The sequence below is a fragment of the Paenibacillus sp. J14 genome, assembly GCF_000518465.1.
Classification (GTDB): Bacteria; Bacillota; Bacilli; order Paenibacillales; family Paenibacillaceae; genus Fontibacillus; species Fontibacillus barengoltzii.
In genome coordinates this window covers 73,921-100,314 of sequence record NZ_JADQ01000001.1, presented here as the reverse complement: position 1 = coordinate 100,314, position 26,394 = coordinate 73,921, and the positions used below count along the sequence as shown (strand labels likewise).

The 26,394-nt window shown below is 55.2% G+C and carries 19 protein-coding genes; 1 reads left to right on the top strand and 18 read right to left on the bottom strand.

Translation table 11 applies throughout. The features are described 5' to 3' along the window. Positions 1–22: 22 nt before the first annotated feature. From M891_RS0100400 to M891_RS0100350, 11 genes are all read right to left on the bottom strand, one after another. On the bottom strand, positions 23–754 hold the full coding sequence (locus M891_RS0100400; protein WP_028537401.1) for a LutC/YkgG family protein: 732 nt from the start codon (positions 752–754) through the stop codon (positions 23–25). Beyond that, on the bottom strand, positions 747–2,327 hold the full coding sequence (locus M891_RS22975) for a LutB/LldF family L-lactate oxidation iron-sulfur protein (protein ID WP_084628772.1): 1,581 nt from the start codon (positions 2,325–2,327) through the stop codon (positions 747–749). Before M891_RS22975 ends, M891_RS0100400 begins: the two co-directional genes overlap by 8 nt. Continuing rightward, positions 2,324–3,052: a (Fe-S)-binding protein gene (locus tag M891_RS0100390; protein ID WP_028537400.1), complete on the bottom strand. Its 729-nt coding sequence runs from the start codon at positions 3,050–3,052 to the stop codon at positions 2,324–2,326. Before M891_RS0100390 ends, M891_RS22975 begins: the two co-directional genes overlap by 4 nt. A gap of 114 nt (positions 3,053–3,166) precedes the next feature. Next, on the bottom strand, positions 3,167–5,248 hold the full coding sequence (locus tag M891_RS0100385) for a bifunctional rhamnulose-1-phosphate aldolase/short-chain dehydrogenase (protein ID WP_028537399.1): 2,082 nt from the start codon (positions 5,246–5,248) through the stop codon (positions 3,167–3,169). A 726-nt stretch (positions 5,249–5,974) separates the two neighbouring features. Beyond that, a complete protein-coding gene (locus M891_RS0100380) occupies positions 5,975–6,628 on the bottom strand; it encodes a ThuA domain-containing protein (protein ID WP_028537398.1) in 654 nt (217 codons plus the stop codon). 21 nt (positions 6,629–6,649) lie between these two features. Beyond that, positions 6,650–7,627 carry an aldo/keto reductase gene (locus tag M891_RS0100375; RefSeq protein ID WP_016311327.1) on the bottom strand — a complete coding sequence of 326 codons (978 nt, stop codon included), beginning with the start codon at positions 7,625–7,627 and terminating at the stop codon, positions 6,650–6,652. A gap of 59 nt (positions 7,628–7,686) precedes the next feature. Next, positions 7,687–8,415, bottom strand: a complete 729-nt coding sequence (locus tag M891_RS0100370) for an SDR family NAD(P)-dependent oxidoreductase (RefSeq protein WP_028537397.1) — start codon at positions 8,413–8,415, stop codon at positions 7,687–7,689. A 139-nt stretch (positions 8,416–8,554) separates the two neighbouring features. Next, on the bottom strand, positions 8,555–8,986 hold the full coding sequence (gene fucU / locus M891_RS0100365) for an L-fucose mutarotase (RefSeq protein ID WP_016311325.1): 432 nt from the start codon (positions 8,984–8,986) through the stop codon (positions 8,555–8,557). Further along, positions 8,980–10,554, bottom strand: coding sequence for a rhamnulokinase (locus tag M891_RS0100360; RefSeq protein WP_028537396.1), 1,575 nt, complete (start codon positions 10,552–10,554; stop codon positions 8,980–8,982). The genes fucU and M891_RS0100360 overlap by 7 nt, the downstream gene beginning before the upstream one ends. Before the next feature lie 17 nt (positions 10,555–10,571). Further along, positions 10,572–11,231, bottom strand: coding sequence for a class II aldolase/adducin family protein (locus tag M891_RS0100355; protein ID WP_028537395.1), 660 nt, complete (start codon positions 11,229–11,231; stop codon positions 10,572–10,574). Between the two features lie 45 nt (positions 11,232–11,276). Further along, on the bottom strand, positions 11,277–13,067 hold the full coding sequence (locus M891_RS0100350) for an L-fucose isomerase (protein ID WP_028537394.1): 1,791 nt from the start codon (positions 13,065–13,067) through the stop codon (positions 11,277–11,279). 212 nt (positions 13,068–13,279) lie between these two features. Between M891_RS0100350 and M891_RS0100345 the strand changes: the two genes are divergently transcribed. Beyond that, positions 13,280–14,122 carry an AraC family transcriptional regulator gene (locus tag M891_RS0100345; protein ID WP_016311321.1) on the top strand — a complete coding sequence of 281 codons (843 nt, stop codon included), beginning with the start codon at positions 13,280–13,282 and terminating at the stop codon, positions 14,120–14,122. Positions 14,123–14,163: 41 nt separating this feature from the next. Here the strand turns inward: M891_RS0100345 and M891_RS22970 are convergent, their stop codons facing one another. The 7 genes from M891_RS22970 to M891_RS0100310 form a co-directional block, all read right to left on the bottom strand. Next, positions 14,164–15,861, bottom strand: coding sequence for a hypothetical protein (locus tag M891_RS22970; RefSeq protein WP_036699021.1), 1,698 nt, complete (start codon positions 15,859–15,861; stop codon positions 14,164–14,166). Between the two features lie 4 nt (positions 15,862–15,865). Next, entirely contained in the window at positions 15,866–18,112 is a 2,247-nt protein-coding gene (locus M891_RS0100335; protein WP_157268725.1) for a glycoside hydrolase family 88/105 protein, read from the bottom strand. A gap of 41 nt (positions 18,113–18,153) precedes the next feature. Continuing rightward, positions 18,154–20,001, bottom strand: coding sequence for a hypothetical protein (locus tag M891_RS0100330; RefSeq protein ID WP_307719236.1), 1,848 nt, complete (start codon positions 19,999–20,001; stop codon positions 18,154–18,156). A gap of 51 nt (positions 20,002–20,052) precedes the next feature. After that, positions 20,053–20,928: a carbohydrate ABC transporter permease gene (locus M891_RS0100325; RefSeq protein WP_028537391.1), complete on the bottom strand. Its 876-nt coding sequence runs from the start codon at positions 20,926–20,928 to the stop codon at positions 20,053–20,055. Between the two features lie 53 nt (positions 20,929–20,981). Then, positions 20,982–21,884, bottom strand: coding sequence for an ABC transporter permease (locus tag M891_RS0100320; RefSeq protein WP_028537390.1), 903 nt, complete (start codon positions 21,882–21,884; stop codon positions 20,982–20,984). A gap of 80 nt (positions 21,885–21,964) precedes the next feature. Continuing rightward, positions 21,965–23,581: an extracellular solute-binding protein gene (locus tag M891_RS0100315; RefSeq protein ID WP_028537389.1), complete on the bottom strand. Its 1,617-nt coding sequence runs from the start codon at positions 23,579–23,581 to the stop codon at positions 21,965–21,967. A gap of 241 nt (positions 23,582–23,822) precedes the next feature. Continuing rightward, on the bottom strand, positions 23,823–26,081 hold the full coding sequence (locus M891_RS0100310) for a helix-turn-helix domain-containing protein (protein WP_028537388.1): 2,259 nt from the start codon (positions 26,079–26,081) through the stop codon (positions 23,823–23,825). Positions 26,082–26,394 lie beyond the last annotated feature (313 nt).

Below are 26,394 nucleotides of genomic sequence, written 5' to 3'. Positions count from 1 at the left end.
CACACTCGTTTCCTCACTCGGCTTAACCGACCAGCAGGGCGAACACGATGCCTGGGCCATGCACTCCAATCGTGAGATCGTTTTCAATATCCGCCGAGCGGCTGGGGCCGGAGATAAAATGGATGCCCGCAGGCAGGGCTTCACGCCCGGCTGCATCAAACGTCTCCAGCACCTCGCCCAGGCGGGTTTTTAGCCGTTCGACCGGGACGATGGCGAACAGTGCTGTCGGCAGCAGGCTGACCGAGCGCCCTTTCTCTGCCGCAGACTGAACGACCAGCGAACCGGTGTAGGCGACGGCAGAGTCCGCCGCTACGATGCCGAAGTCCGCTTCTGCGGCCCGGGCGATCCAGGCCTCATCACGGGGCCCGTTCCATACGGACACCTTAGCTCCCACGGCGGCCAACGCTTCATCCAGCCCAAGCTCCGTGAGTAACCGATCGTCCTGGCGCACGATATAACGGGCGCCAAGCTCTTGCGCCTTGACCGTGATAAACTCCTTGGCCGCCTTTAAATCGGGGAGTCGGGCAACATGCCCGCCGGCTGCTGTCAAATTGTCTTCAAATCGCGCCAAGCGCTCCTCCAGCCCCCATTCCAGCTCACGCCAATACGTTGGCGCACCTCGAAACGGATGTGCCGGTGCCTCCTGCTGCCGCGGCCGTTTCAACTTCCCGGCTATCCGGTTCATGAACTGCTCCTGCTTTTGCCGCGCTTCCGCTTCTTTCTTTTTTAGCCATGCGTTATATTCGTTATCCATCATAGGTTTGACCTTCTTTCCGTACGAACGCAGGACCAGCATGATCCCCGGCGCTTCTTTGGGTTCGATCCGCTGCTTCACGCCCTTCCACCTTCGCCGCACGCCGGTTTAACGCCGCCTTCATTCGCTCCTGTGCCGCCTGTGCAGTCACGGTTAGGGCAGTGGATGCTCGCAACTCATGCTGAAGAGTATCCCAGCGCTCACGGAACGGTTGGTTAGCCAAGCTTGGGGCAATGCGGTATTTGTTCCACCCCTTGAGCGGACCGATCCGCGCCGGAATTTCCCCGTTGCGTACAACTAGCCGCTGGACAACTCTTCCGGCCTTCAGCGCGCGATGAAATCGTTTGGAACTCGCCGTCACTGCGGCAAATCCCTTCATCCCCGCCGTCTCCAGCTTGTTGCCATAACCTTGCTCAACCTTGCGGCGACGCAAATACACAAGCATGTCGTGCAGCGGGATTTTGACCGGACAAGCTTCATAACAAGCGCCGCACAAGCTGGAGGCCGAAGCAATATCGTCCCATTCCGCTACGTTCTTGTTAAGCGCTGGCGTCAACACCGCTCCGATCGGGCCGCTGTACGTTCCGCCATAGGCATGACCGCCAATATGGCGATAGACCGGACAAGCATTCAGGCATGCGCCGCAGCGAATGCAGTTGAGCAGCTCCTGAAACTCCGGATCCCCCAGCTGCTCGGATCGGCCGTTATCGAGGATGATGATATGCATCTCCTCCGGACCATCTCCATCCGCCGTACGGCGCGGGCCGGTGATACCGGACATGTACACCGTCAGCTTCTGACCGGTGGCCGATCGCGGCAGCAGCGTAGCCATGACCTCCAGGTCACTCCAGGAGGGGATAATGCGCTCCATGCCCATAAACGTAATTTGCGTTTTGGGCACGGTCGATACCATGCGGGCGTTGCCTTCATTCTCGAACAGCACAATCGAGCCCGTCTCGGCGATGGCGAAGTTACAACCGGTCATGCCAATGTCCGCAGAGAGAAACTTCTCCCGCAGCTTCCGGCGCACAAACCCGGCAAGCACACTTGTCTCCGGCGGCAGCTCTTCCCCGGCCTCGCGGGACAGAAGTTCGGCGATCTGGTGACGGTTCTTGTGAATCGCCGGGATGATGATATGCGAAGGTGCTTCCCCTGCAAGCTGAATGATATACTCCCCCAGATCGGTCTCCACCGCCTCGATGCCCGCTTCCTCCAGCGCTCGATTGATGTGCAGCTCTTCGCTGACCATCGATTTCGACTTCACGACAGAGCGGGCTGCTTTATGAGCAGCAATCTCCAAAGCGATCTTCACCGCTTCCGCTCCCGTTTCGGCAAAATGGACATGCGCCCCATTCGCCCGGGCTTGTTCGGCAAACCGATTCAAGTAATAATCAAGATGCGCGATCGTATGCAGGCGAATTTGCCGTCCTCGTTCCCGCCATTCCTCCCAGTTGCCATGGTCTTCGGAGGCTTTGCGCTTCCCGTCCCGCAACCGTTCGGTTGTAAAGCGCACTGCTTTGCGCAAAAACTCATTGTTGAGCGCCAGCTCTGCCCGTTCCTTCACAGTCCTCATGCTCCGCTCACTCCTTCGTACAGCAGTTCAGCCAGATGCATGACTCGTACCGGCTGGCGGCGGTAGCGCAGTTGACCGGCGATATTCATCAGGCAGGCCATATCCAGACCGGTCAGCACCTCAGCGGACGTTTCCAGCACGTGATCCGCTTTTTCCGTCACCATCGCTCCGGAAATATCCGCCATCTTCACCGCAAACGTTCCGCCGAACCCGCAGCAGTCCTCCGCAAACGGAAGCGGGACGAGCTCCAGACCCTTGACGTTTTGGAGCAGCGCCATCGGCTCCTCCTGAATGCCAAGCAACCGGCTGCCGTGACAGGACGGATGATACGTGACCTTATGCGGAAACGCCGCCCCAAGATCGGTTATGCCCAGCACCTGGACGAGGAACTGGGTAAATTCATACGACTTTGCTTTCAGTTCTTCGGCCATCGCCAGCCGCACCGGGTCGTGCTCAAACAGCTTCGGGTAGTGATGGATCATCCCGATACACGAGCCGGAAGGTCCAATCACGAAATCGCTGTCCGCAAAAGCCTCCAGCAGCGTAGCCGCCGACCGCCGAGCTTCCTCCCAATACCCGCTGTTAAACGCCGGCTGGCCGCAGCAAGTCTGACCTTGCGGAAATTCCAGGCGGACCCCCACCCGGGCCAACAAACGGGCCATCGCTTCCGCGATTCGCGGGTACACCGCATCGCCGATGCAGGTAGCGAACATGGATACTTTGATGTCCGTCTTCGCCGCTGCCGTTATCGTGTCCGTTTGATTCCTCCGCTCCATCCTCGCACCTCCCATGACTTGATCTCCAACTTAGAAGCAATCTTCACATGTAAAGATTCTGCCTTACCGTACAAAAGCCGCCGGAACACCGCCATCAATCGTCAACATGCATCCGGTCGTTTTCGCCGCCTTGGACGAAGCGAAGAAGGCAACCCCTTCCGCAATATCTCGCGGATAAATATTAACCAGCAGCGTCGTACGCTTGCGGTAATACTCCTCCAATTGATCCGGCTCAATACCATAAGCGGCCGCTCGTTCGTTCCGCCAGTTGGAGTTCCAAATCGCCGAGCCCTGCAAAATCGCATCCGGCAAAATCGTATTCACCCGAATGCCAAGTTCTCCCCCTTCCGCCGCAATACAGCGGGCTAAATGAGCCTCCAACGCCTTGGCGGAGCTGTAGGCCGTAACGTTTTTGCCGGCATATACGGAGTTTTTGGAGCCAATGAACACCATGCTTCCACCGAGCCCCTGCTCCTTCATCAGCTTGAACGCTTCCCGCGCAACGAGAAAATATCCCGTTCCCAGCACCGACATATTCAGATTCCATTCCTGCAGCGACGTTTCGGTGAACGGGCTGGACGTGGCTAAACCAGCGTTGTTGACGATAATATCAACTCCACCGTAGGTCAAAGCGGTTTTGGCATACGCCTGTGCAACCTGCTCCTCCTGCGTTACGTCCATTTTCACGGCCAACGCTCGATTTTCTCCGTATTTGGCGTTGATCTCGGCAGCAACCTTTTGCGCCCCTTCCAGATTGAGGTCCGCCAGCACGACATGAGCCCCTTCTTCCGCCAATCGGCGTGCCGTTTCGCTTCCGATGCCGCCAGCGCCTCCAGTGATAAACGCAACCTTACGCGAAAATTCAGCTTCGGCAGGAGCCAGCGACAATTTGTACAACTCCAGCGGCCAATATTCAACGTTGTAGGATTCGTTTTCGCTAAGCGATACGAACCGGCCAATGGCCGTCGCGCCTTTCATCACCGCGATCGCCCGATGGTATAACGCTCCGCTGAGCTTGGAATTCACCCAACTTTTTCCAGCGTTTAACATCCCGATGCCAGGAATCAAAATTACCCGCGGTGCCGCATCAAACATCACGTCATTCGCCTGCTTGTTGCGTTCGAAATAAGCCTGGTACTGAGCTTTATACTCGGCAATGCCCGCCTGCAGCTTCTCCTTAAGCCCAGCGACATCGGCAGCATCCGGCTTCCAGTTGATAAACAGGGGAACCACTTTGGTGTGCACCAAGTGATCCGGACACGCGGCGCCAACCTGCGACAGCTCGCCTGCATCCCGGCTGCCAACGAATTCTAGCACATCCCCCTCATCGTCAAACGTCACGATGACCGGCTTCTCCCCGCTCGCGAGCCCCCGAACCAGCGGCATGATTTCGGCTGCAATGGCCCGGCGTTGCGCTTCTTCCAACGGCTTCGCAAATTGCCCGCCAAATACGCGGCCTTCCGCGGCTTGAGCAGCGCTTTTTGCTTCAATATACGCTTCCGCCTCATTGATAATGGCTATTGTTTTAGCGTAGCACTCCTCCTGCGTCTCCCCCCAGGTTACCAAACCGTGCTTCTCCATCAGCACCAGCTCCGCATTGGGGTTAGCCAGCACGCCTTCGGCGATCATTTTGGACAACTTGAAGCCCGGACGAATGTAAGGCACCCAGACAAAACGGTTGCCATAGATTTCCCGGGCAATCTCTTGGCCGTTGTCAGCGCAGCACAAGCTGATAATCGCATCCGGATGGGTATGGTCCACATGCTTAAACGGCAAAAACGCATGCAGCAGCGTTTCAATTGATGCCCGTGGATGTTTGGCGTCAATCATGCAATTTGCCAGATAAGCGACCATCTCTTCGTCCGTCATTTCCTCCCGCTCAAACAGCGGACGGATGTCGTCCATGCGCAATCCGGTGAAGTTGCCCGCCTTCATCGTCGCCAGGTCCGAGCCGCTGCCCTTCACCCACATCACCTCAATGTCACGGCCGCGGAAGTCTTTCTCGATCGTTTTACTCGATGTGTTACCGCCGCCCCAGTTACAAACCCGACGATCTGCACCAAGCAGATTCGATCGGTAAACCAGCTGCTCCAAATCTGAGGATAATACCGATGCTTTAGATGAGTCCCATAAGTTCTGTACCATGATCTCTTGAACTACCTCCATTTGGGTTTGTTTGGTTTTTTCTTTATTTTTGTTTGTTTTAATTTTAAACCATTTGGGTTGTTTTGGGTATAGCGCTTTCACAAAATATTGCTTTAGCACTCTGTCCCCCTCACTTGACCTCGCTTGACCTCTCTTACCCCTCTCTTCTGCCCCTTTTGCACCATTATCCCTTTCGCTCAGGTGGTGGTCTGGAGCTCAGGAGGTACAATTCAGAGAAAGGATCTGCATTATTTGTTGCTTCGTGAGGAACGAGAAATGGAGAATCGGTAAGGGAATGGAAACAGGGAGCGGGGAACGGCAACGGGCAACGGACTGCGGCAGCGGGTAACAGAGAGCAGAGAATAGAGAACGGAAACAGGTAACAAAAACAGAAACAGGAACAGGAACAGAGCATAACAAAGCAGAGCAGATACAAAGCAGAGCAGATACAAAGCAGAGCAGATACAAAGCACAAACAGAATCAAGCAAAACAGAAGCAGAGACAGTATCGGAATCGGAAGCAGAAGCAGGAACAGAAGTAAGAACAGAGGTAAGAACAGGAAACGTCGTATGGGGAACGCCACCCTGTTTTGCACCTGAACCTGACTAAGCGGGATAATCCTTAAAAAGACCCGCAACGAGCACCTCATCTCCACCTCCTCCATCAAAAAAAGAACTGATCCCATAAGCAACTGATGTGCTATAAGGATCAGTTCTTCCTTTAACTTATTTTGCTTTTGCAGCCCACTTGGCCCCGCCCCGCAGCAGCTTTGCCACTTCGGGATGCTGGAACGAAGGCAGATGATGCCCCGGCATCAGGAATACCACTTTGCCAAGTCCGTATGAATGCGCCCAAGCCGCCGGCCAATCCTGGCCCTCATGGCGGTACGTGAGCAGCACCTTTTTGGCACAGAACGGATCGAATTCGAAGCGGTAAGGCTCCTCCGCCAACGTAAACGGTTCGATTCCCTCCACAACCGGATGACTGGCGCCGCCAGAGTCAACTGCCACCCCAAACTCCAGCTCCGTGTAAGGCGGATGCTCTATAAATTTAGCGCCGATCAACTGGGCCAGTTCCGGGCGCACCTGCAGCGAGATTCCGTTGTGCACGACAAGCAGCCCGCCGCCATTCGCCACATAAGTGAGCAGTCCCGCTGCCTGCTCCGCGCTCACCGCCTCCTCCCAGCGGTCGGTATAGGAGATGAAGAGGTCGTATTTCTCCAAGGCACCTGAGGCCAACTGATCGTAGTCCAAGCTGGTCGTCAGCTCGAAATCGTCCTGCAGTATCTGCCGTAACTGTTCCTGTACTGCGTCCAACGGATGATACGGCGCATCCGCGTTATTCCCGATCACCAAGGCTTGCTTCCGCACATGACTCATCTTCCGTCTCCCCCTCTCTTTTTACCAAGCATAAGCTTGAGGTGCTGCACCGCCTGGGCCTGGGAAAATTTCATCCAATCGCTTCATCACCGCTTCATCCAGCTTGATCTCGACCACTCGGAGCGTATCTTGGAACTGCTCCAACGTACGCGGTCCGATAATCGGTGCAGTCATCGCCGGATGCGCCAGTGTCCAAGCTAATGCCACGTTCGCCTCGCTTTCACCCAGCTCCCGGCAAAGTGCCGAAAACGCCTCAAGCTGCGTACGGAATTTCTCGTAGCGGTTGTCATTCGCTGTGCGCGAACCCGCCAGCTTCTTCGCCGCGTTGCCGCCCAGCAATCCGCCATCCAGCGGGCTCCAGGCTACGACGCCAATCCCGAGATGCTCCGCCGCCGGCAGCACCTCCAGCTCCGGTAAACGGCAGAGCAAATTATATTTGTGCTGCTCCGAGACGAGGCCAAGCATATGGCGGTTCTTCGCCTCATATTGCGCCTTCACCAAATCCCAGCCCGCAAAGTTGCTGGACCCGACATAACCGATTTTCCCTTGGACAATCGCAATTTGGAACGCTTCCCACAACTCATCCCAGGACACATTACGATCAATATGGTGCATCTGGTACAGCTCGATATGGTCGGTTTGCAAACGGCGCAGCGAGCCTTCCAGATGCCGGCGGATTTTGTAGGACGACAATCCTGCCGGACTATTCGGACCGTCCAATGGATCGCTCATATCGCCGTGTACCTTCGTTGCCAGCACGACTTTTTCCCGGCGTCCGCCCCCTTGGGCAAACCAGCGGCCAATGATTTCTTCGGTCTTACCGGCGTTTTTGCCCCATCCATAAATGTTCGCGGTATCGAAAAAATTCACTCCCGCGTCCAGCGCCGCATCCATGATCCGGAACGCTTCCTTCTCATCGGTGTTCACGCCGAAATTCATCGTGCCCAGACACAGCTTGCTTACCTTTAAACCGGAACGTCCCAAATACGTATACTCCATTGATCATTCCTCCATTTTTTATCCATTAATTTCACTAATGAAAAAATAAGGTTCTCAACCTACCATGGTAACACCTGACCCTCTATATCGAGGAATATGGGCTTCTCCAGAGGTCTGTCTTCCCGTTCCATCGCCTCGCGGATAATGCCCCACAGTTTGCTAGCGGATTGCTCCGGTGTGAGGGTCGCCGCAGAATCCTTCTCGCCGCGCATAAACGTCTGCACCCAACCGGGATGCAGCACCAGCACTTGTCCGCCTTGCGCTTTGATGCCGTTATGTACGACGTTCGAGTGCATATTCACCGCCGTCTTCGACATCGTATAAGCGAACCAACTGTCTCTGTAGCACTGGCCAACGCTGCCCGCTTCCGAAGAGATATTGACGATCGTACGGCCGTTGCTGTTCAGGATCAGCTCAATTATGGCATTCGTCATACGCAGGCTCCCCAGTGCATTCACGTTATACACCTGCAGCATGTCTTCAAAATTCAGTTTGCCAAGCACCGTCGTTTCGATATCGCCCAGAATCGCCGCATTATTGATCAGCAAATCGAGCGAATCCGTATGCTCCTTCACTTTGGCTGCAGCAGCCTGTACACTGGTATCACTCCCCACATCCAGATCCACGAGGATAAGCCGATCGCCGTACGTTGCAGCCAGCTCCGGCAACGCCTGTTCCTGAAGGTTATATCTCCCGGCAAAAACCAGGTGCCCTTCCTCAAGCAGCTGGCGTACCAATGCCAAACCGATGCCGTGATCGGCCCCGGTCACCAATGCCGTATACCTCATTGTCGTCCACTCCTCTCCTTCGAAGCTTGCCTGTTTATGTTCATCTGACAGGGCCGCAATCTCTTTTATTGTAAACGCTTTTATCCGACGATAAAAGAGGGCATACCTTGCGGCAGCCCCCCAGATCCGTGTTTGAGCTTTAGGGTGTGACGACGCCCTTTTTCAGAATGAGATTGGCATATAACGCTCTCTCCCCGGTGGAGACGATCGCATACGCCTGTTTGGCCCGCTCGTAAAAAGCAAACCGCTCAACCTCTTCAAACGGCTGGTCCGCTGGATGATAGCGGCTTACAATTCTGCGATAGTCGTCCCAGATTGGTGTTTCCACTGGGTCGCCGGGCATCACCGCCATCAACGCTACCGGATGGTCCACGTAGCTGTCGAGCGGGAACAAGGGCAGGATCGCTTCCAGCAAATCGGGAATGCCATGACCGTCACAACGAATCAATCGCTGGGCATGGCTCGCAGCTGGAAAATTGCCGTCGGCAAGCACGATCTCGTCCGAATGCCCCATCTCCATTAAAACCTTCAGCAGTTCCGGCGAAATTAAGCTGGATATGCCCTTTAGCATGGGATCGACCTCCCTAATCGTTCGAATCGCTCATAGGCGGCAGCCCAGAGAGCGCTGCGTTTCTCGTTCTCCGGCCTGGTCGCTTGCTCCGGCTCATACACCTGTATCGGGAATGAAGCCTTCACCATTTCCAGGCCTTCTTGCAGGTCATGCAGCCAGCCGCCGGTCCGCAGCTGAACCAGCAGATTGCCGATGGCGCTGGCCTCCACCGGTCCCGCCCATACCGGGCGGCCAATTGCCTCCGCAGTTAAGCGGCAGAGCAGCTCGTTCTGAGTTCCGCCGCCCACCATATGCAACCCGGTAAATCGAGAGCCGGTCAGCTCTTCAGCCTGCTCCAGCACCTGGCGGTAGCGGAGCGCCAGGCTTTCGAGGATGCAGCGGGCGAAGGCACCAGGCGAATCCGGTACCGGCTGACCGGTATCCCGGCAATACGCCCGGATCTCCTCCGGCATATCGGCCGGATTCATAAACCGCAGATCATCCGGATCGATCAAGCTGCGCAACGGCTCGGCCTGTTCCGCCATTTCCACCAACTCGGCATACGTGTAGGCTTCGCCAGCCTGCTCCCATTTGCGTTTACATTCCTGAAGGATCCACAGGCCCATGATGTTTTTGAGCAAATGGTACGTGCCGTCTACGCCGCCTTCGTTGGAAAATTGGCGTTCCAGCACCGCCGGCGTGAGCAAAGGCTTCGCCATTTGCGTCCCCAGCAGCGACCAGGTGCCGCTTACCAAATAGGCGAACGCTGGTGTATCCGCCGGCACCGCCGCCGCAGCGGACTCCGTGTCGTGCGAAGCGACGGCCACGACCTTGATCGGCGGCACATCAAGCTCGGCGCACACCTCCGCCGTCAGCTCCCCGATCACGGTTCCAGGGGGAACCGGATCGGAGAAGATTCCGCTCGGGATGCCCAGCTCATCCATCAACGCGGCGTTCCACGCGCCCCGCCCCGGGTCGAACAGCCCGGTCGTGGTCGCCATCGTAAATTCACAGACCCGCTGGCCGGTCAGGAAATAGCTCAGCAGATCCGGCGTGAGCAGCAGCGTTTCGGCCAGATCGAGCTTGGGGGAGCCGGCTTTTTTCATGGCATATAGCTGGTATAACGTATTAAAGGGCATAAACTGCAATCCGCTTTCGCGGAACAAACGCTCTGCCCCAACCAGGGCAGACACTTCCTCCACCAATCCTTCCGTTTGACGATCCCGATAATGATACGGGATGCCCAGCAGCTCGACGTTCCGATCCAACAGACCAAAATCAACGCCCCAGGTGTCGATGGCGCAGCTTTCGGGACGATACCCGGCCTGGAACGCTTTGCGAATGCCCGACTTGATCTCCCGCAGCAGCATCGGTGTATCCCAATGCAGGTGCCCGCCAATCTGAACCGGAACGTTCGGGAAACGGTGGATTTCGGTGATGTGCAGCTTCCGAACGCCAGGCATGACAGCGGCGGCACCGGTGGTGTCATCCGGGCTTTCAGAACGGATCTCGCCGATGAACGCCCGACCGCTGCTTGCGCCCAAATCAAACGCAAGGACGCAAGGAATGCGTTGTGGTTCCGATGACATGCGTGTTCACCGTCCGATCACTTCATTTTTTGAAGCAGTGCAATCCGGTAGTCTTCACTTTCGAGGGCGGCGATGTCTGCGACCTCCTGATCCGTTAGCGGGACAGGGGTTCCCGCCGCTTTGGCGCTTAAATAAATTTTCGCGCTCTCCTCCACTACCTGGGTCCGGTAGAAGGCCTCCCGCAAATTTCGGCCCGTCGTCACCAGGCCGTGGTTCCCCAGCAAAATCGAGCTCGCTTCATTCACCTTCTCGGCGACTGCATTCGCCAGCAATTCCGTCGTTGGGATCAAATAAGGGATAAATGCCGTTCGGCCGACCAATGCGGCCTGGTCCGGGAACATGATTGGCAGCTCCCGCTCAATCAACGTAAACGCGATACAATGGGATGGGTGCGTATGCACCATTGCTCCCATGTCAGGCTTTTGGCGGTAGCCGTAAAGATGCATCAGCACCTCAGACGACGGGCGCAGGCCGATATCGGTCACCTCTCCGGTTGGGATATCCACCTCGATCCACTGCTCCGGCTCGATCTCCTCCAGCGCGAAGCCGCTGGGCGACAAGTACATTTTGTCGCCGGACCGGGCGCTGATGTTGCCCCCCGGCCCAACGACCAGCCCGCTGTCGACGATTTTGCGGGCGTATTTGCACAGTTCTAGGCGCGTTTCCATGTTTTGCATGGCGTTGTTCTCCTTTTTTATGAGGCTTGGTTGTCGAGTCACAGCTTATTTGTATAACGGCCCAAACGCAGCGCAAGCCCGGAAGTCGGCGCTCTCCGCATCCTCAGTACCGAACAGGCCCCAAGCCCGCGGGCGGAACACCTTCTCCTTCGGTACGTTGTGCATGCTGACCGGAATGCGCAAAATCGAGGCCAGCGTAATCAAGTCGGCGCCGATATGGCCGTAGCTGATGACCCCGTGGTTCGCGCCCCAATGATCCATCACGTCATAAACGCTGGTAAACGCGCCGCTGCCGGTCAGATTCGGAGCAAACCACGTTGAAGGCCACGTCGGGTCGGTCCGCTTGTCGAGCGTATCATGCACATGCTCCGGCAGGTCCACCGAGTAGCCCTCGGCGATTTGCAGCACGGGGCCAAGCCCTTTGACCAGGTTGAGCCGGGTCATCGTCATCGGCATGCCGCCGCGGGTCAAGTAGTCGGTGGAGAACCCGCCGCCCCGGAAATATTCCAGCGAAGCCGGACGGAACTGCGTGGCCTGCAGCATGCGCGCGACCTCTTCCTCGCTGATCTCCCAGAACGGCTTGATGACGGGATCGCCGTCTTTCATCTGCTCGCCGGTGCCGTCAAGCGCCGCCGAACCGGAGTTGATCAGATGCAGGATGCCTCCTGCTGCCCGGCCCTCCAGCTTGTAGCCAGTCACCCGCTCCACGGATGCCGGGCTCCAGTACGTCCGCACATCGGCAAAAATTTGCGCCGTATTCGTCAGCAAATAGCCAAACAACATGCCAACGCCGTTGAGGCTGTCATTTTCCGTAGCCACAATATAAGGCGCACGCGTCCCGTTCCAGTCAAACGACGAGTTGAGGATCGTCTCCATAAAATCGCCGTTCGGGAAATGATCCGTCCACTGGCGCTGTCCCTGGAAGCCGGAGGCGATCGCGTGATGGCCTTGCGCTTCCTCCTCGTAGCCCAATTCCGCTAGGCGCGGGTTGCCGATCATCAGGTCACGCGTGATCAGCGTCATTTTGACCACCGTCTCCCATTCCAGGTCTTTCCGCTCCCGCGATGTCTGCAAATGGGCCGGGTTATTGTCCGGACCTTCTTGGCAGTTCTGCTTCACCCAAGCCAGCGCCGCCTGGTATTCTTCGGGATCGTATATCCCTTCCTCCATCCGCCGCGTGAACTCGGTCATGTCGATATACTCGTTGCGCATCCCCAGATACTCTTGGAAAAAGGTGTCGTTCACCATCGAACCAGCAATTCCCATCGACACCGAGCCCATCGACAAATACGCTCGATCACGCATCATCGCGGCTGCCAGCCCGCTCCGGGCAAAACGCAGCAGCTTCTCCTGCACGTCCGCCGGAATCCGGTCATCGCCTTCATCCTGCACATCCTCGCCGTAGATGCCAAAGGCCGGAAGCCCTTTTTGCGCATGTGCGGATAACACGGCGGCCAAATACACCGCTCCCGGTCGGCCGGTGCCGTTAAAGCCCCACACCGCCTTTGGAATCTGCGGATCGGTATCCATCGTTTCCGTGCCGTAGCACCAGCACGGCGTTACAGTGATGGACACCCCGACTTCCGCCGCCTTGAATTTCTTCGCTGCCGCCGCCGCTTCAGCGACGCCGCCGATGCAGGTATCAGCGATCACGCATTCGACCGGTTGTCCGTTCGGATAACGGAGCTCCGCCTCTAACAGCCGAGCTACCGCTTTGGCCAAGTTCATCGTTTGCTCCTCCAGGGATTCGCGTACCCCTCTTCGTCTGCCGTCAATCGTTGGACGAATGCCGATCTTCGGGAACCCGTCCCGCCATCTGTAACCGTTTTCAACCATAGCCAACCTGCCTCCTTGGACAATGAATTATAGTCCCATTCTATCGTTCGCTCCGCCCGTTCGAGAACCTACTATTTTGCCATCTTCCCCGCACAACATCGCAAAAAAGTGAACCCTCCCGTGCCTCCGCATCTGCCTATTCCTAGAAAATCCTCCCATCCTGCCTCACATCCGTTATAATGGAGCTATCCAATGTTCGGGAGGAACTGATCGTGCCGAAAATCGAAATTCCTTATCGCAAAAGCGACCGTTTTCGTTTCAAAAAAACGCCCGAATTACTCTACGCCGGCCAGGTCGTCGACGAACGCCGCTTCTACGCGCCGCCGCAGATCCACGATTATTGCGAGATCCTGTATATCGTCGAAGGCCGCGGGGAATTCCGCATCGGCGGCACCATCTATGAAGTACATCCCGGGGATGTCGCTGTCTATAATGCCGGCGTCCCGCATGAAGAGCGTTCGATCAGCACCGAACCGTTTAAGGTCATTTATTGCGGTGTCGGCAACGTGCATATTGACGGCGTACCGCCGGGGCAGCTGCTGCCCGCCTCCGTCGACCCGGTCATTCCGTGCGAGAAATACGCCTACAAAGTGGAGAGCTACCTGTCGGAGATGCTTCAGGAATGCGACTCCCAAGTGCTCGGATACGAGACGCTCAGCAATAATCTGCTCATGTCACTGATCACGCTGCTATACCGGATCGTGGACGTGAAGCATCCGTTTGATCCGCTGAAGGACAAGAACGAAATTACCGTCCGCACCAAGCAATTTATCGATAAGAACTACACCCGCAGCATCACGCTTAAAGAGATCGCCGATACCCTCTACGTCAGCCAACACTATTTATCTCATCTCTTTAAAAAAGAACTCGGCGATTCCCCCGTCAACTACCTTATTAACCGCCGGATTGAAGAGGCCAAGCGCCTGCTCCGGGAAACCAATGCGCCGATTCACGAAGTCGCCGCCCGGGTCGGTTACGGGAACGACAAATACTTCTCGATGCTGTTCAAGAAGGTGACCGGCCAATCGCCCAGCACTTTCCGGGAAATGAACTAAGCCTTGCAGCGATAGGCTGCAAGGCTTTTATTTTGCCAATTTCAAGGCGTAACCTCCAGTTTGAATTCCATATGTGAGACAGCCTCTGGCGCCCCCGGGCGATAGGGATAAATAATTTCCACGCAGCCATCCCGTTCCCGGATGATCGGCTCTGGAGCCGCAGCTTCCACACGCAGCGCCAATCCGGGAAAAGACCAACTCGTGGGAGTCACGCCTGTTGCGGTCACCGCAGGGCCGCACACCTCAAAATAGACGTCCAGCGGTCTGTCCTGCTCCAAGATCACCGAGGCGGTCAATTTACCCGGCGACGCTTCTGCTTCCACATAATAGCCGCGCAGATGGGTGTTCCAGCTGCCCTCCGGCTCCCGGCGGATTAACCGCAACGCGTAGCGGCCTCCATCCTCACTCTGCCAATGGATCGTTGCCGGATGCAGCTGACCGTTCGTATTGCGGCTGCCTGAACATGCGCCGATCATCAGGTTCCGCCCCAGCCATGCAGTGGCCGTACACACGAAGCGGTTCTTACCGGGCTGATCCCGTTCGCACAGCTCGCGATATTGCCGAGTCACCCTCCGCTCCTCCGGCTCGCCAAGCAGCTTGGGCTTAACTGGCTCCGGTACATCCACGCCAACCAGCGCGATTATCGGATCATGCCCCGTCTCACAATTCACCCCGGCCAGATGCTTGAATCGTTCGCCAAACGCGAGATACAAGAACACGCCCAGCGAGCTGTGGGCCGTCATTTCCATCTCGTAGGCGCGGGCATAGGGGCCAGCCATATTTTCCAAGCCCGGGTGATAAAATAACGCAATCGTCTCCCACAACGCCTGCTCAATCGTATGTCCTATCGTTTTGAACCGATCGGTTCGGGCATATTTGCGGATTAGACCAAGCACGGTGAGGTCAACACCGTAATAGGTGGTCGAATTAAACTCGGCGAGCGTGCCAAATTCATGAAATTCTTCGAGGAATCGCTCTGCCTCACCGTCGGCATGACGAATCCACGCTTCATTGCCATAACGATACCCGTAATAATGGGTGATAAACAGATGCATCAGCTCGATGTTCGTATTCATCGGCACCGCATCCGACAGCCTGCGGTCGATGGAGCCGGTGACAGCTTTGACCATCGCATCATCCATGCGCTGAACCAACTCCCGGGGGAGTCTGGGCTCAAAATGCTCCAAAATCACGGCGAACGCGCAGGCGATAAACTCCCGCCAATTCGGGTCATAGCTTCGCCAGACCGGGGGAATGACTCGATCCGCCGCCCTCGCCAAGGCATCCTCTGCTTTCTTCCTGCTGACGTTTATTTTCCCGTTGCCTGCCGCACCAAGCTCCTCGGCCAGATGACCGGAGATCTTCTCCAACAGGCTTGTAACGTAGTATGCGAAGCCCGGTCCGAAACGTTTCCACGGATAACCGCCCCGGGGAGGATCTGCCGCTTGCGGTGCAGTTTTAAACGTGCCGTGAAAGATTTCGTCCGGCGCATCAAGTTGCAGGTTCAGCACCTCATTCAACACAGCGCAAGCCCGCTCCGTATCCCCTTCGCCGTTCCGGATTAACAATCCGACGGCATAATGCGCACTGCCGCGAGTTGAATGCCACTCGCTCCGCCCGTCCTCCGCATTTCGCAGCAGGTGTTTGGCCTCGTCATAATGACGGTCCATTTCCTCCATCGCCTGCTTCACCAAAAACACCTGCTCCGGTGTCATGTGCTCCAGCATGCTGCCCGCCATTTTATCATCGTCCTTCCTCGGCAGATCCAAAGGCCTTCAACTGCATCACTTCCACTGCGGCCAACATCATAATGCCGATGCCGTGATTGTCGTTCCGAACCGTCCGCAGATCCTCCATATAATAATCCGGCGAGAAGGAATACCGGGAACCGCTGCAGACGCCATGGACATTGCCCTGGCGGTCAATCGCCTGCGCGGTCAGCCCTCTCCATCCTTTAAGCGCCGCCTCAGCGTAAGGCCCCTCGCGATCAAGCCAGCCGAAGCGAACGCCGCGGGAAAAGGCATAGACAAACATCGCAGTACAGGATGCCTCCAAATAAGCGTCCGGCCGATTTAGAACCTGGTGCCATAACCCGGAATCAGATTGAAGTGCGGCAATGCCTTGACTTAATTCACGGAACATCGCCAGCAGCTTCTCCCAATCCTCATGCGTTTCGGGCAGCCGCTCCAGCAGCTCGCTTAACGAAAACAGCACCCACCCATTCCCCCGTCCCCAAGGGATTCGGGTTGGCAGGCCGTATTTAAAGTCATAAACATGGGACATGATCTGCTGTTCGCTCATAAACAGATAGCGCTTAAAACGTAAAAACTGCTTCGCCGCTTCATCGATAGCATCAGCCTCCCCCGTCACCATCGAATAACGGACGAGAAACGGGGCGCTCATATACAAATCGTCTGCCCACATCGTATCAGCCGAATATTCACCTTCACAACGCCGGTAAAAGGCTCCGTCCTCCCGACGTTCTAACCGATGCAGCATAAAGTCGGCGATCGTGTCCGCAATCTGGCGGAACTCAGCCTGCTCCGCTCCATCTAAATAAGCTTCCAGCATCGCGGATCCGAAGGAGCCGCAATTGTCCAGCATCCGCATGAGCACCAGCTGATGGTTGATCCCCGGGAAACCGTATTCCTCCCGGTCCCAAAGCGAGTATTCATACATTTCCGTACAGGTGGAAATATGGGAGAGGGCATAGCGCCGGATGTCTGGGCGATTTAATGCCTTCGCCGTGCGGAGTAAGCCATACATCGTCACGCCCAGCGGGTAATCCCAGCGCCCGAAATTGGTGGCTCCTTCTGTTGTCCACTTGTTGCTTAGCATGGCATTTTCGTAAAAAGGCCGCACGCGCATCTCCGGAGCATCCACCTCCCAGTAAATCGGGCCTCCCAAACCGTCAAACGGCCTCTTGAGCGTGCGGACCTCTTGCGGCTTCAGCATCCTTTCCGCCGGAAAGGGGCCGAGGTACAACCACGGGCTGGGATTGCCATGAACCTTCACCGGATCAGTGAAAGCCAGCGGCTTCCCCCCGGCTTCCGCTGCCAGTTCGAAGCCCCAGCGTTCCTTGGCGCTTTCCGTTCGCACCACGATCTGCCGAACTCCCGGCTGTACCTTTACTTGAATATGGAACGGTCCACCGCCCGTAACGGTGGTTGCCAGCGTATCATCCACCCAGATCTGCGTCGTTCCCCAAACGGTTCCGCTCAGTTCGATCTGATCGGCCGAGGCTGGGATGCGCACCGAGCTCCACCCATAAGCCGCTGCAGACTGGGCCAGATTTCCGTAGATTCGTTCCAGATTTGGTACGGACTGCTCCTGTTTCGCATCTGGCCATTGGGTTGCTGGCAACCATCTCAACCCGGTTGCAGCTTCGGGTTCTTGCCAATTCGGAAAAGCTTGGCCTAGGTCGCTTCCACCAAAGCAGGCCGTCTTTACCGGCTCCGAGAACACCCAGCCGGCGCTCCCCTGCCGGTCGGCAAACGGGGCCAGAACTTGCAGAATCCGCACCTTCGCTTCATCGGCACCGAATCGGCAGCCGAAGCCGGAGCGGGTATTGCGCGCCTCAATCAGTAGAGTGTTCCAGCCGGGGGTGAATGCAAGCGGTACCTTGATCCGAGCCTTAGGGTCGAGTTCGTCGACTACTGTAGAACGGTATTCCAGCTTCTCGTTCACGAACAGACGTATCGGCCCCAGCGGCTCCAAGAGACCGTCGATCTCCCGCTCCCCATCGCTCCAGACCAGCCCGAATGCATAGGCGTAATCACCATCCTCCGCATGCGGAAGCTTGGCGGGAAAGTCCATGTCATACAAGCCTTCTGCCGTCTGCAAAATTCCCGTTTTGGAGAAAGTGCGCAGCGCAAACGGGATCGGCGGATTCGCCCCGATATACCTTGCGGCGATCACTTCCAATATCCGTTCGTCTTCTTCACCGAAGCCATAATAGGAACTTTTCCGATCCTCCATATATTCGCCCAAGTTGATGTCTCCTTCCCTTCTAACCCTGGCTAGATCTTTGATTAGGGTGAAAGCTTGAGTTCAAACGTCCGGTCATAAGGTGTCAGCAGATTCACGACGAGCGCCCGGCAATTGACGGGGATCGCGGTATTGTTTAACCCTGCAGCTTGATGTTCCATCACACCGCCATGCAGCTCAATCCAATCCTCACCGGAGGAGAAGCGGACCTTCCCCTGCTTCCAGAACCACATCCCGTTCTCCGCCTGTTCCACCATCTCTTCGCCCGACATCTCGCTTTCTTGGCCAAAGAGGAACGTAAGCTGCGTTAGAATCGGTTCTTCACGGGCGCATTGAACGCGAAGGCTCCACCCCTCTGCGGTCTCCAAGACCTCGACCTCGACCCGATGCTGCTGCTCATGGGTAACCGCCCGCTGATGATGGGGCAGCAAATACCAGGGGCTCACCGGCCCACTCGCCGTTTCGGGCAAGAGCTCCTTCACAACGGGAGCATAATATCCCTTGCGTTCCGTAGCAGATAGGCGGTAGCCAGACTTTGAGCTTCGTCTCAAGCCGCGCTCCTGCACCTTACCCTGCTTCTCTCCCTGGTCGTGCACTTCCCTCTGCGCTTGTGCCTCCTCCGCCGCATGCTCAAGCACCTCCATCCGCTCCAGCTTCACGTACCCTGGCGCGAACGCAGATGCCAGCTGCACCGCCAGCAGCCGCACGCTGCCGTGTCGCAAGGCAAAGAAGGAATTCGCTTCCGTCATCACGGTGGCACTTGTCTTCCCATGCCGATGACGAGCAATTGGTGCGCCAAAATCGGGATGCAGCTTGCTGTGGTATATTCGCCCGTGGTGTCCGGCCGCCTCCATCCCGCTTAAGTATCGCTCACGTGGAAAGCTGCCGTTGAGCACGACCCGATAGTCTTCCGGCAAAGGGATAGGTGGAATCGCCGGCTGACGGAGCTCGGGATAACGAAGCAATCCCAGAAGCGCATGGTTCGGCAATCCGCCCGGATGCCTCAACGAACGGCCGGCCAGTTCGGCGATGGCCTCGAACAGCGGGTCTTTGTCGCGGTTCGCCAGCCATTTAGCCGCAAGGAAATAACCGCTCATATCAAACGGATAGCCATAATCCTGGCGTCCGGAGTAATCCGTGACCACCTCTCCGTTCGGGTGGATCAAATACACCATCATCCGCAGGTTGCGGCGAACCGGTTCAAGCAGCGCAGGCAACCCCAATTGCTCGGCAGCAAAGATCATAACGATGTCGCTGACCGCGTTATAGATTCCGTTGCTGCGTTCCGTCCACTCGCCGTCTTCCGTGCAGTCGATCCCTTCCGCAAGCCATGCTTCCGCCCGCTCCTTCAACTCCGGCCGTCCAGTCAGCTTGTACATGAACCCAAGCGCAGAGCACAATACCCAGCGATGATTGGGTGTATGACAACCGCCCGTCAATAGCACCGGCAGCGTCCGCTCCAGGAAAAGCCGAATCTTGTCTGCCGCTTCCCGAACCGGGGCATATTCGACCGTATGAGCATCGAGCAGCTCATAGACCTGGGCAAGTCCGCTTACTACAAAAGCGGTATCAGGCGGCGAATGCAAATTGGTCCAGGGCGGCGTGATTGAGCCGTCGGCATGCTGCGACCGCAGCATAAACTGGGCCGCCAGTTCCAAACGCTTCAGCAATGTCTCGCTGTGATAAAACCGGGAATCCTCGTTCACCAGAGCGCATGCCCAGATGGCCATATCCTTCGGCGTTCCGCCGTGGCTCGGCCAAGCGATTCCGTTTGCCGGGTCGATGACTCCGCCATAAAAGCGATTTTCCGGATCAAGAACCTGCAGCTCCATCGCCGCTTGCGCGAACTCATCGTTCATAGCCACCAGCTTGTCGTAAATTTCCTGTTCCAACCCGCCTCTCCCCCTCCGTGTAGTCACAGCATCAAAAAATAAACCGCTCCGTTATCCCTTCACTGCGCCAAGCATCACGCCGCTGACGAAATAACGCTGCAACCACGGGTATACAAGCAGGATCGGAATTGTCGCGAACATCACGCTCGCTGACTTCAAGCCTTCCGAAACGAGCTTCGTCATCGCACCAGCGCCTTCCGCTGCCAAGAGATCGGAAATCATGTTATTTTGGATCATCTGATACAGCTTTAATTGCAACGGGTACAACTCCGGACTGTTAATATACATCAACGTATCTTGAAATCCGTTCCACCGTCCGACCGCATAGAACAAGCTGAGGGTCGCGATCACTGGCAGCGACAGCGGCAAGATAATATGGATCAAGGTGCGAATATGACTGCTGCCATCGATCTCCGCCGATTCCTCCAGCCCCTCCGGAATGTTGTTAAAGAAAGTGATCAGGATGATCAAGTAAAATGGATTAACGAGTCCTGGAAGCACCAGAGCCCAGATCGAATCCAACAGGTTCAAGCTGCGAACCAAAATATACTCCGGGATGATCCCTCCGCTGAAGAACATCGTGATCACGACGACCGTCATAAACAATTTGCGGCCTCTCAGCTTTCGCTTGGACAACGGGTAGCCGGCAGCGATCGTCATCAACATGCACAGCAGCGTATACAACACCGTCAACAGCACCGTAAATCCCAAAGATCGAATCATTGATGGATCCTTGAACACTTGTTTATAAGAATCAAACGTCAATTCTACCGGAAGCAAGCTGACCTTCCCGGACAGAATCGGCCCTGCTGAGCTTAAAGATACGGCGAGAATATGAACAAATGGAGCAAGACACAGCAACGTGGCGACAGCAATCACGACAAAATTGACAACATCGAACACACGGTTAGCGGTTTGTTCCTTCACGTCCGTCCGCTCCTTTCCTCAACGTGCATACCACCTAAACCTCCCTATACTTCCTATATGATTCCTTCATCGGTAAGCTTCTTGGAAATATGGTTGGCCGACAGCACCATCACCAGCCCAACAACGGCCTGGAACAAGCCAACGACCGTGGCGATCGTGTACTGACCGGATTGCAGCCCGACGCGATAAACGAACGTACTCAGCACATCGGAATACTCGCGTACGGCTAGGTTGCCAATCACATATGGCCGATCAAAGCCAATCGTAATTAAGTGGCCCAAATTAATGATCAGCAGCATCACGATGGTGGATTTTAATCCGGGGAGGGTAATATGCCAGATTCGTTTTAATCTACCGGCTCCATCAATGCTGGCCGCCTCGAACAACTCTTTGTTGATGCCTGTGAGCGCCGCCAAATAGATGATCGTCCCCCAGCCTGCACTTTGCCACATGCCGATGAGCAAATATGTGACCAGCCAAATATTTTTCTCGGTGAGAAAAGGAACCGCCTCAAAGCCCATCGAGGTGATCACATTGTTGATCAACCCGGACTGCGTCCCGAACACCTGCGCGGCAATCCCGCCGATGATCACCCAAGAGATAAAATGCGGGATGTAGAGAATCGTTTGCGACAGCTTCTTAAACCATTGAACCCGCATTTCGTAAAGCAGGATGGCCAGAATGAGCGGGGCCGGAAAGGAGACGAGTAAATCCAAAAAATTCAGCATCAGCGTATTGCGAAGCGTGAGATAGAAGTCCCGCATCCCAAACACTTCCCGGAACGCCTCAAACCCAATCCATTTGCTGCCCCCGATCCCTTGAAAGAAGTTAAAATCCTTAAAGGCAATCTGAATCCCGTACATCGGGCCGTATCGGAATATCACAAAATAAGCGAGCGGTAAGGCAAGCAAAGCGTATAACTGCCAATATCTGCGGATATAAACTTTCCAGCTCACAGCGGTCCCCTCCTGATGCGTTAGTCAACTGCGAAGAGGGAGTAAAACAACCCCACTCCCCGCAGTTAACCTAACTCGATTTATTTGGATTTCATTTCTTTGTAGACAGCTGTGCGCTCGTCAAGGATCGCTTGGCCTCCGCTGGCCATATAGTCCTTCATCATCGATTCGTATACGCTTTCGAATTGCTCCGGCTTAGCCATCGTCACCTTGACGAGCATCTCGTGGAACTTCTCCTGCAACGTGGTTCCGTACTTCGTCTGCGCTTCAATTGGTTTACTCATCACGACGGGCTGAATCAGATCCGTATTCGCGATCTCTTGAGCCTCCGCAACATCCTGCTGATATCTTGGCGGGAATTGCATCGCCCGGGCTTTCAGGTTTAATTCATCGCTGCCCAGCTGCTTGCCGTTGGAGATAATCGCCATATCGCCGCTGTTAAACAGGCGGCTTAAGGCTTCTTCCGTTGGGTTCTCTACAGCAACCGGTACGCCGTCGACCATGGTATAGTTCTCGCCTTCGACGCCGTTTTGCATATGGAACAGGTGGTCATCGGAAGCCATCCACTCTAGGTATTTGATCGCTTCCACCGCACGTTCGCTAGATTTCGGAACCATAATGTACATGCCGTTCGGGTTGTACATCGGTTTAGCGTGCTTGCCCTCAGAGTTGGTGAAGACGTCGACCGATTTGAGAATCGCGCCGGGAACATTTTCCTGGAGAGTGGCGTAAGGGCCGTTTTCATAGAATGGATTCACGTCATCCTCGCTGAAAAAGCCAACTTTCCCCGAGGATACGTCCTCGCCTAGTTTTTTCTTGTCTGTATCCAGCGCGAAGTCCTTGCTGATCAAGCCTTCATTGTAAAGCTTATTCATAAATTGCAGGCCGTTCTTAAAGCCTGGCAGCAACGTCGGATAATCATTGGAGCCTAGGGTTTGGGTCAAGGTGTAGGTTTGTTCTTCGGTTAACGGTTCGATGAAAGACCAGAGGAGAGGTTCATACTGCGCGTTGGCAACGGTCATGGCCATTGGGATGACTTGGCCGCCCGTTTCTCCAGGATCCTTCTCCTTAAAAGCCTTCAGCACATTGTATAGCTCCTCTGTGGTTTGCGGAACAGGCAGTCCCAGCTTATCCAGCCAATCCTGGCGGATGAAGGAAGCATATTTGCCCAACTGCGTACGTTTGGCCGGAACTGCATATTGCGTGCCTTCATATCGGCCGTATTGCAAAATTTCTTCGCCGAGGAAAGCCGTTAAGTTCGGGGCATATTGTTCAAGAAGCGGAGCCAGATCGGTCAAGCCGCCCTGAGAAGCATAGCGGTTAAACGTGTTGGTGTCATAGGTGAACACAATGTCCGGTACGTCGCTGCCGCTCGCCATCAAGACGTTCAGCTTCTCGACCTCTTCGGAACGGGGAATCGGTACAAATTCGACATCGATGTTATTCGGATCACCGAAGCTCTCCTGAACGTATCTCGTCAAGTAGTTGTCGGTAATCGTAGCTCCGGCCGGAGAATTCCCGCGATCGAACACCTCAACCTTCAGTGTAACCCGCTTGCTGCTGGATTCGCCCGATTGTGCTGAGCCACTGGGATCATTGGATTTCGAATTCGACGAAGACGAACAGGCTGTAAACAACAAGGAAGTAATCAAAATAATCGTAGTGATAGCTAATCCTGATCTTTTTTTGTTCCTCATCTTTCTTCATCCCCTTCTTCTCGAATAGTTGTATCCTCTGATCGGAAGACGTAAGACGTGAATTCGTGAATTGGCGGATTCACACTTTTTTCACTGCGGCTGACGCCCCCCGTCCAGATTGACCCAAGTATGCCATGGCTCGCAAAGGGGCAGCAATAAACTAGTTTCGGACGGATAAACCACCATCCCGATATCCAAATTATGGTAAAATAAAGCGATTTCCCGCAATAAACCAATTTCGTTATTTCTCGGAATGCCGGGACTTCGCGGGTTTGAGCCTCAGCCTTCTGAAATCGCCGGGCGTCACGCCAACGATCTTTTTGAATACGCGGCCAAAGGTAATCGAATTGGCATACCCTACGCGAGTAGAAATGTTCTGGATCGTCTCGTCAGTTTCAGCCAGCAGCTCCTGGGCTCGCTCCATCCGCAGCTGAACGATAAAGTCAACGAATTTCATGTTGAACTCTTCCTTAAACAGATAGCTCGCGTACTTCGCCGAAATATGAAACCGATCGCTGATATGCTTCAAGGAGAGATCTGGATTCTCAAAGTTCTCCTCAATGTAGGTTTTAAGCTCGCCCACCATCGCCCGGTGGTTTTTGGTTTCGCTGTGTGCCACATATAAGCGGTACAGCCCTGTTAAGTAATCGGAGTATAGCGATTTCAACTGTTCCAGAGTGCCTGCCTTTTTCACGTCATGCTGCAATTTCTTCATCGCTGGACCGTGAAAATAGTTGTGAATCTCTTCAGAAAGAGACGCCAGCTCGTAACCCAGCATATCGATCAGCATCTGCAGCAGCATTCGGATATCCTCGTCCTTCAGACAATCGCTGGCCATCCGCTCAAACCACTGATCCAGACGCATGCGCCATTCGCCGTCCAAGTGCCGGAAATCGCGCACCAGTTCGGAAATCATCATTACATCCTGATGCCATCTGCGTTCGGCAGCCTGCGGCAGATCTTCGCTCAGGAAGATCGCCTCCTGACCGAGCGACAGCTTGTGCTGTAAGACGTCAAGCGCTGCTTTATAGGAACGGTCAATGCGTTGCCATTCGTGCTCAACATGACCGGCACAGAATCGTAAGGAAAACCGCAGATGCTGCTCGACCCAGGCCTTCCCCTTATCCGCAAACCCGCGGATGGCCTGCGCCGCCGATTCATGAGTTGGGTCAACGCCAACGATCATGCCCAATCGATCCTCAGCGATCCATTCCGCCCAGCCGTAGAGCCCATCGATTTGCGCCAGCTCCTGAAGAACGTTCGTGAGTGCAAACTTGAGCGTATGCTGATCCCGTTCGGAGAACGAACTGCGAAAGTCCGGATAATTGCTGATTTCCACGAGAACAAACGCCAATTGGAGCGGCTCCTCCTTCGGCTGCACGCCCAGCTTCTTCAGGCGATCCCTGAGCATATCCGGCGTCTCGCCCTGCATCAGGTCATAAAACAGCTGGCGACGGCTGATCAGCAGGTTCTCGCGCTGCTGCTTCTCGTAATCGGCAGCTTGCTGAATTAAATCCTCCAGCGCCCGGTCGATCAGCGACAGCTCATCCATCTTCAGGCCAAGCTCGTCCTCCCGCTGCCTGAGCGATTCGATGCGGCCGACCATCGCTCGGATCGGTTGATAATTTTTTCGAGTGATAAAAATCAAATACACCAGAGCGGCAACCACTGTCGCAATCCCAAGCACGACCCAGATATAAGAGATAAATGAGACCCACGTAAACAGCTGCCCGGCGGCAAGGCCACTCTCGAAATGCCATCCGAGCACCTCCGATGTTACCCGATTGACAACGCGGTTCTTCTCTCCCTGTTGCGGCATATCGGAAGGACGCGTAGAGAACAGCAGCTCTCCAGATGCATCGCGCACGTCCAGGAAAGAAACCTCGCTGTCGTTCATGGAGCGAATCATTCGCTCGATCGCATACATATCGAGATTGATGACGACCAATCCATCATCACCGAAAGGGAGCGGTTCTCGCTTGTAGCTGGATATCACTCGTTTCTCCTGATCCGTGCTAAACTCCCGGTAGCCGCGAATCGGCGACCAGCTTCGATCCTCCAGCTTCGTTAAGGCGGCCTCAACGAAAGCGCGGTCGGCAAACGTTTCTAAATCCATCAGACCGCTGCGTGTCAGTACTCTTCGATCTTTGATCCGATAAATATAAATGGATTCAATCAGGCTGTCCCGAGAAGCCAATTCGCGAATGCTCGCTGCTACATCCAAGATGATCTGGCTGTCCTGTTCGGTGAGTGCCACGTTAAGGAAATCCTCGTACCGTTTGTTTTTTTCGACTTCCTCCAGCACGTCCATCTCGATGCCTTTCAGCGAGCTGGTCAGCCGCCCTACCACATAATCCGTTGTGATCCGATCGGCCTTGACCGTCTGCTTATACGAGATATCGCTAACGATAATTACGAAGATAAAAAACAACACTGCCACCGTGATCAAAAAGATGGGAAAGTACGATAACAGCATCCGTCGGTACCAATTTCCTCTCATTTCACCACTCCCACATCGAATGCATTTTCGTCGTCCACAAAAATAAAAAAGAAAGCGTTTTCTTAAGATTGTATGGACAGCCATTGGCGAAGTCAACGAATAGATGGAAGCAGAGAGGATTTTTTTAGGGGATGGGTAGTTTCGAGCATCCTTTTGCATCATTATCCCTTTTGTTAAGGGAACAGGTTGGAGGTATAGCATAAGAAGGATATGAGGTGCAGAGAAATGGAAGCACGGAAGCATCGGAGGTATGGAGGTATGGAGGTATGGGGGTATGCCAGGTATGGAGGTACCAACTGACGGATCAAACGGG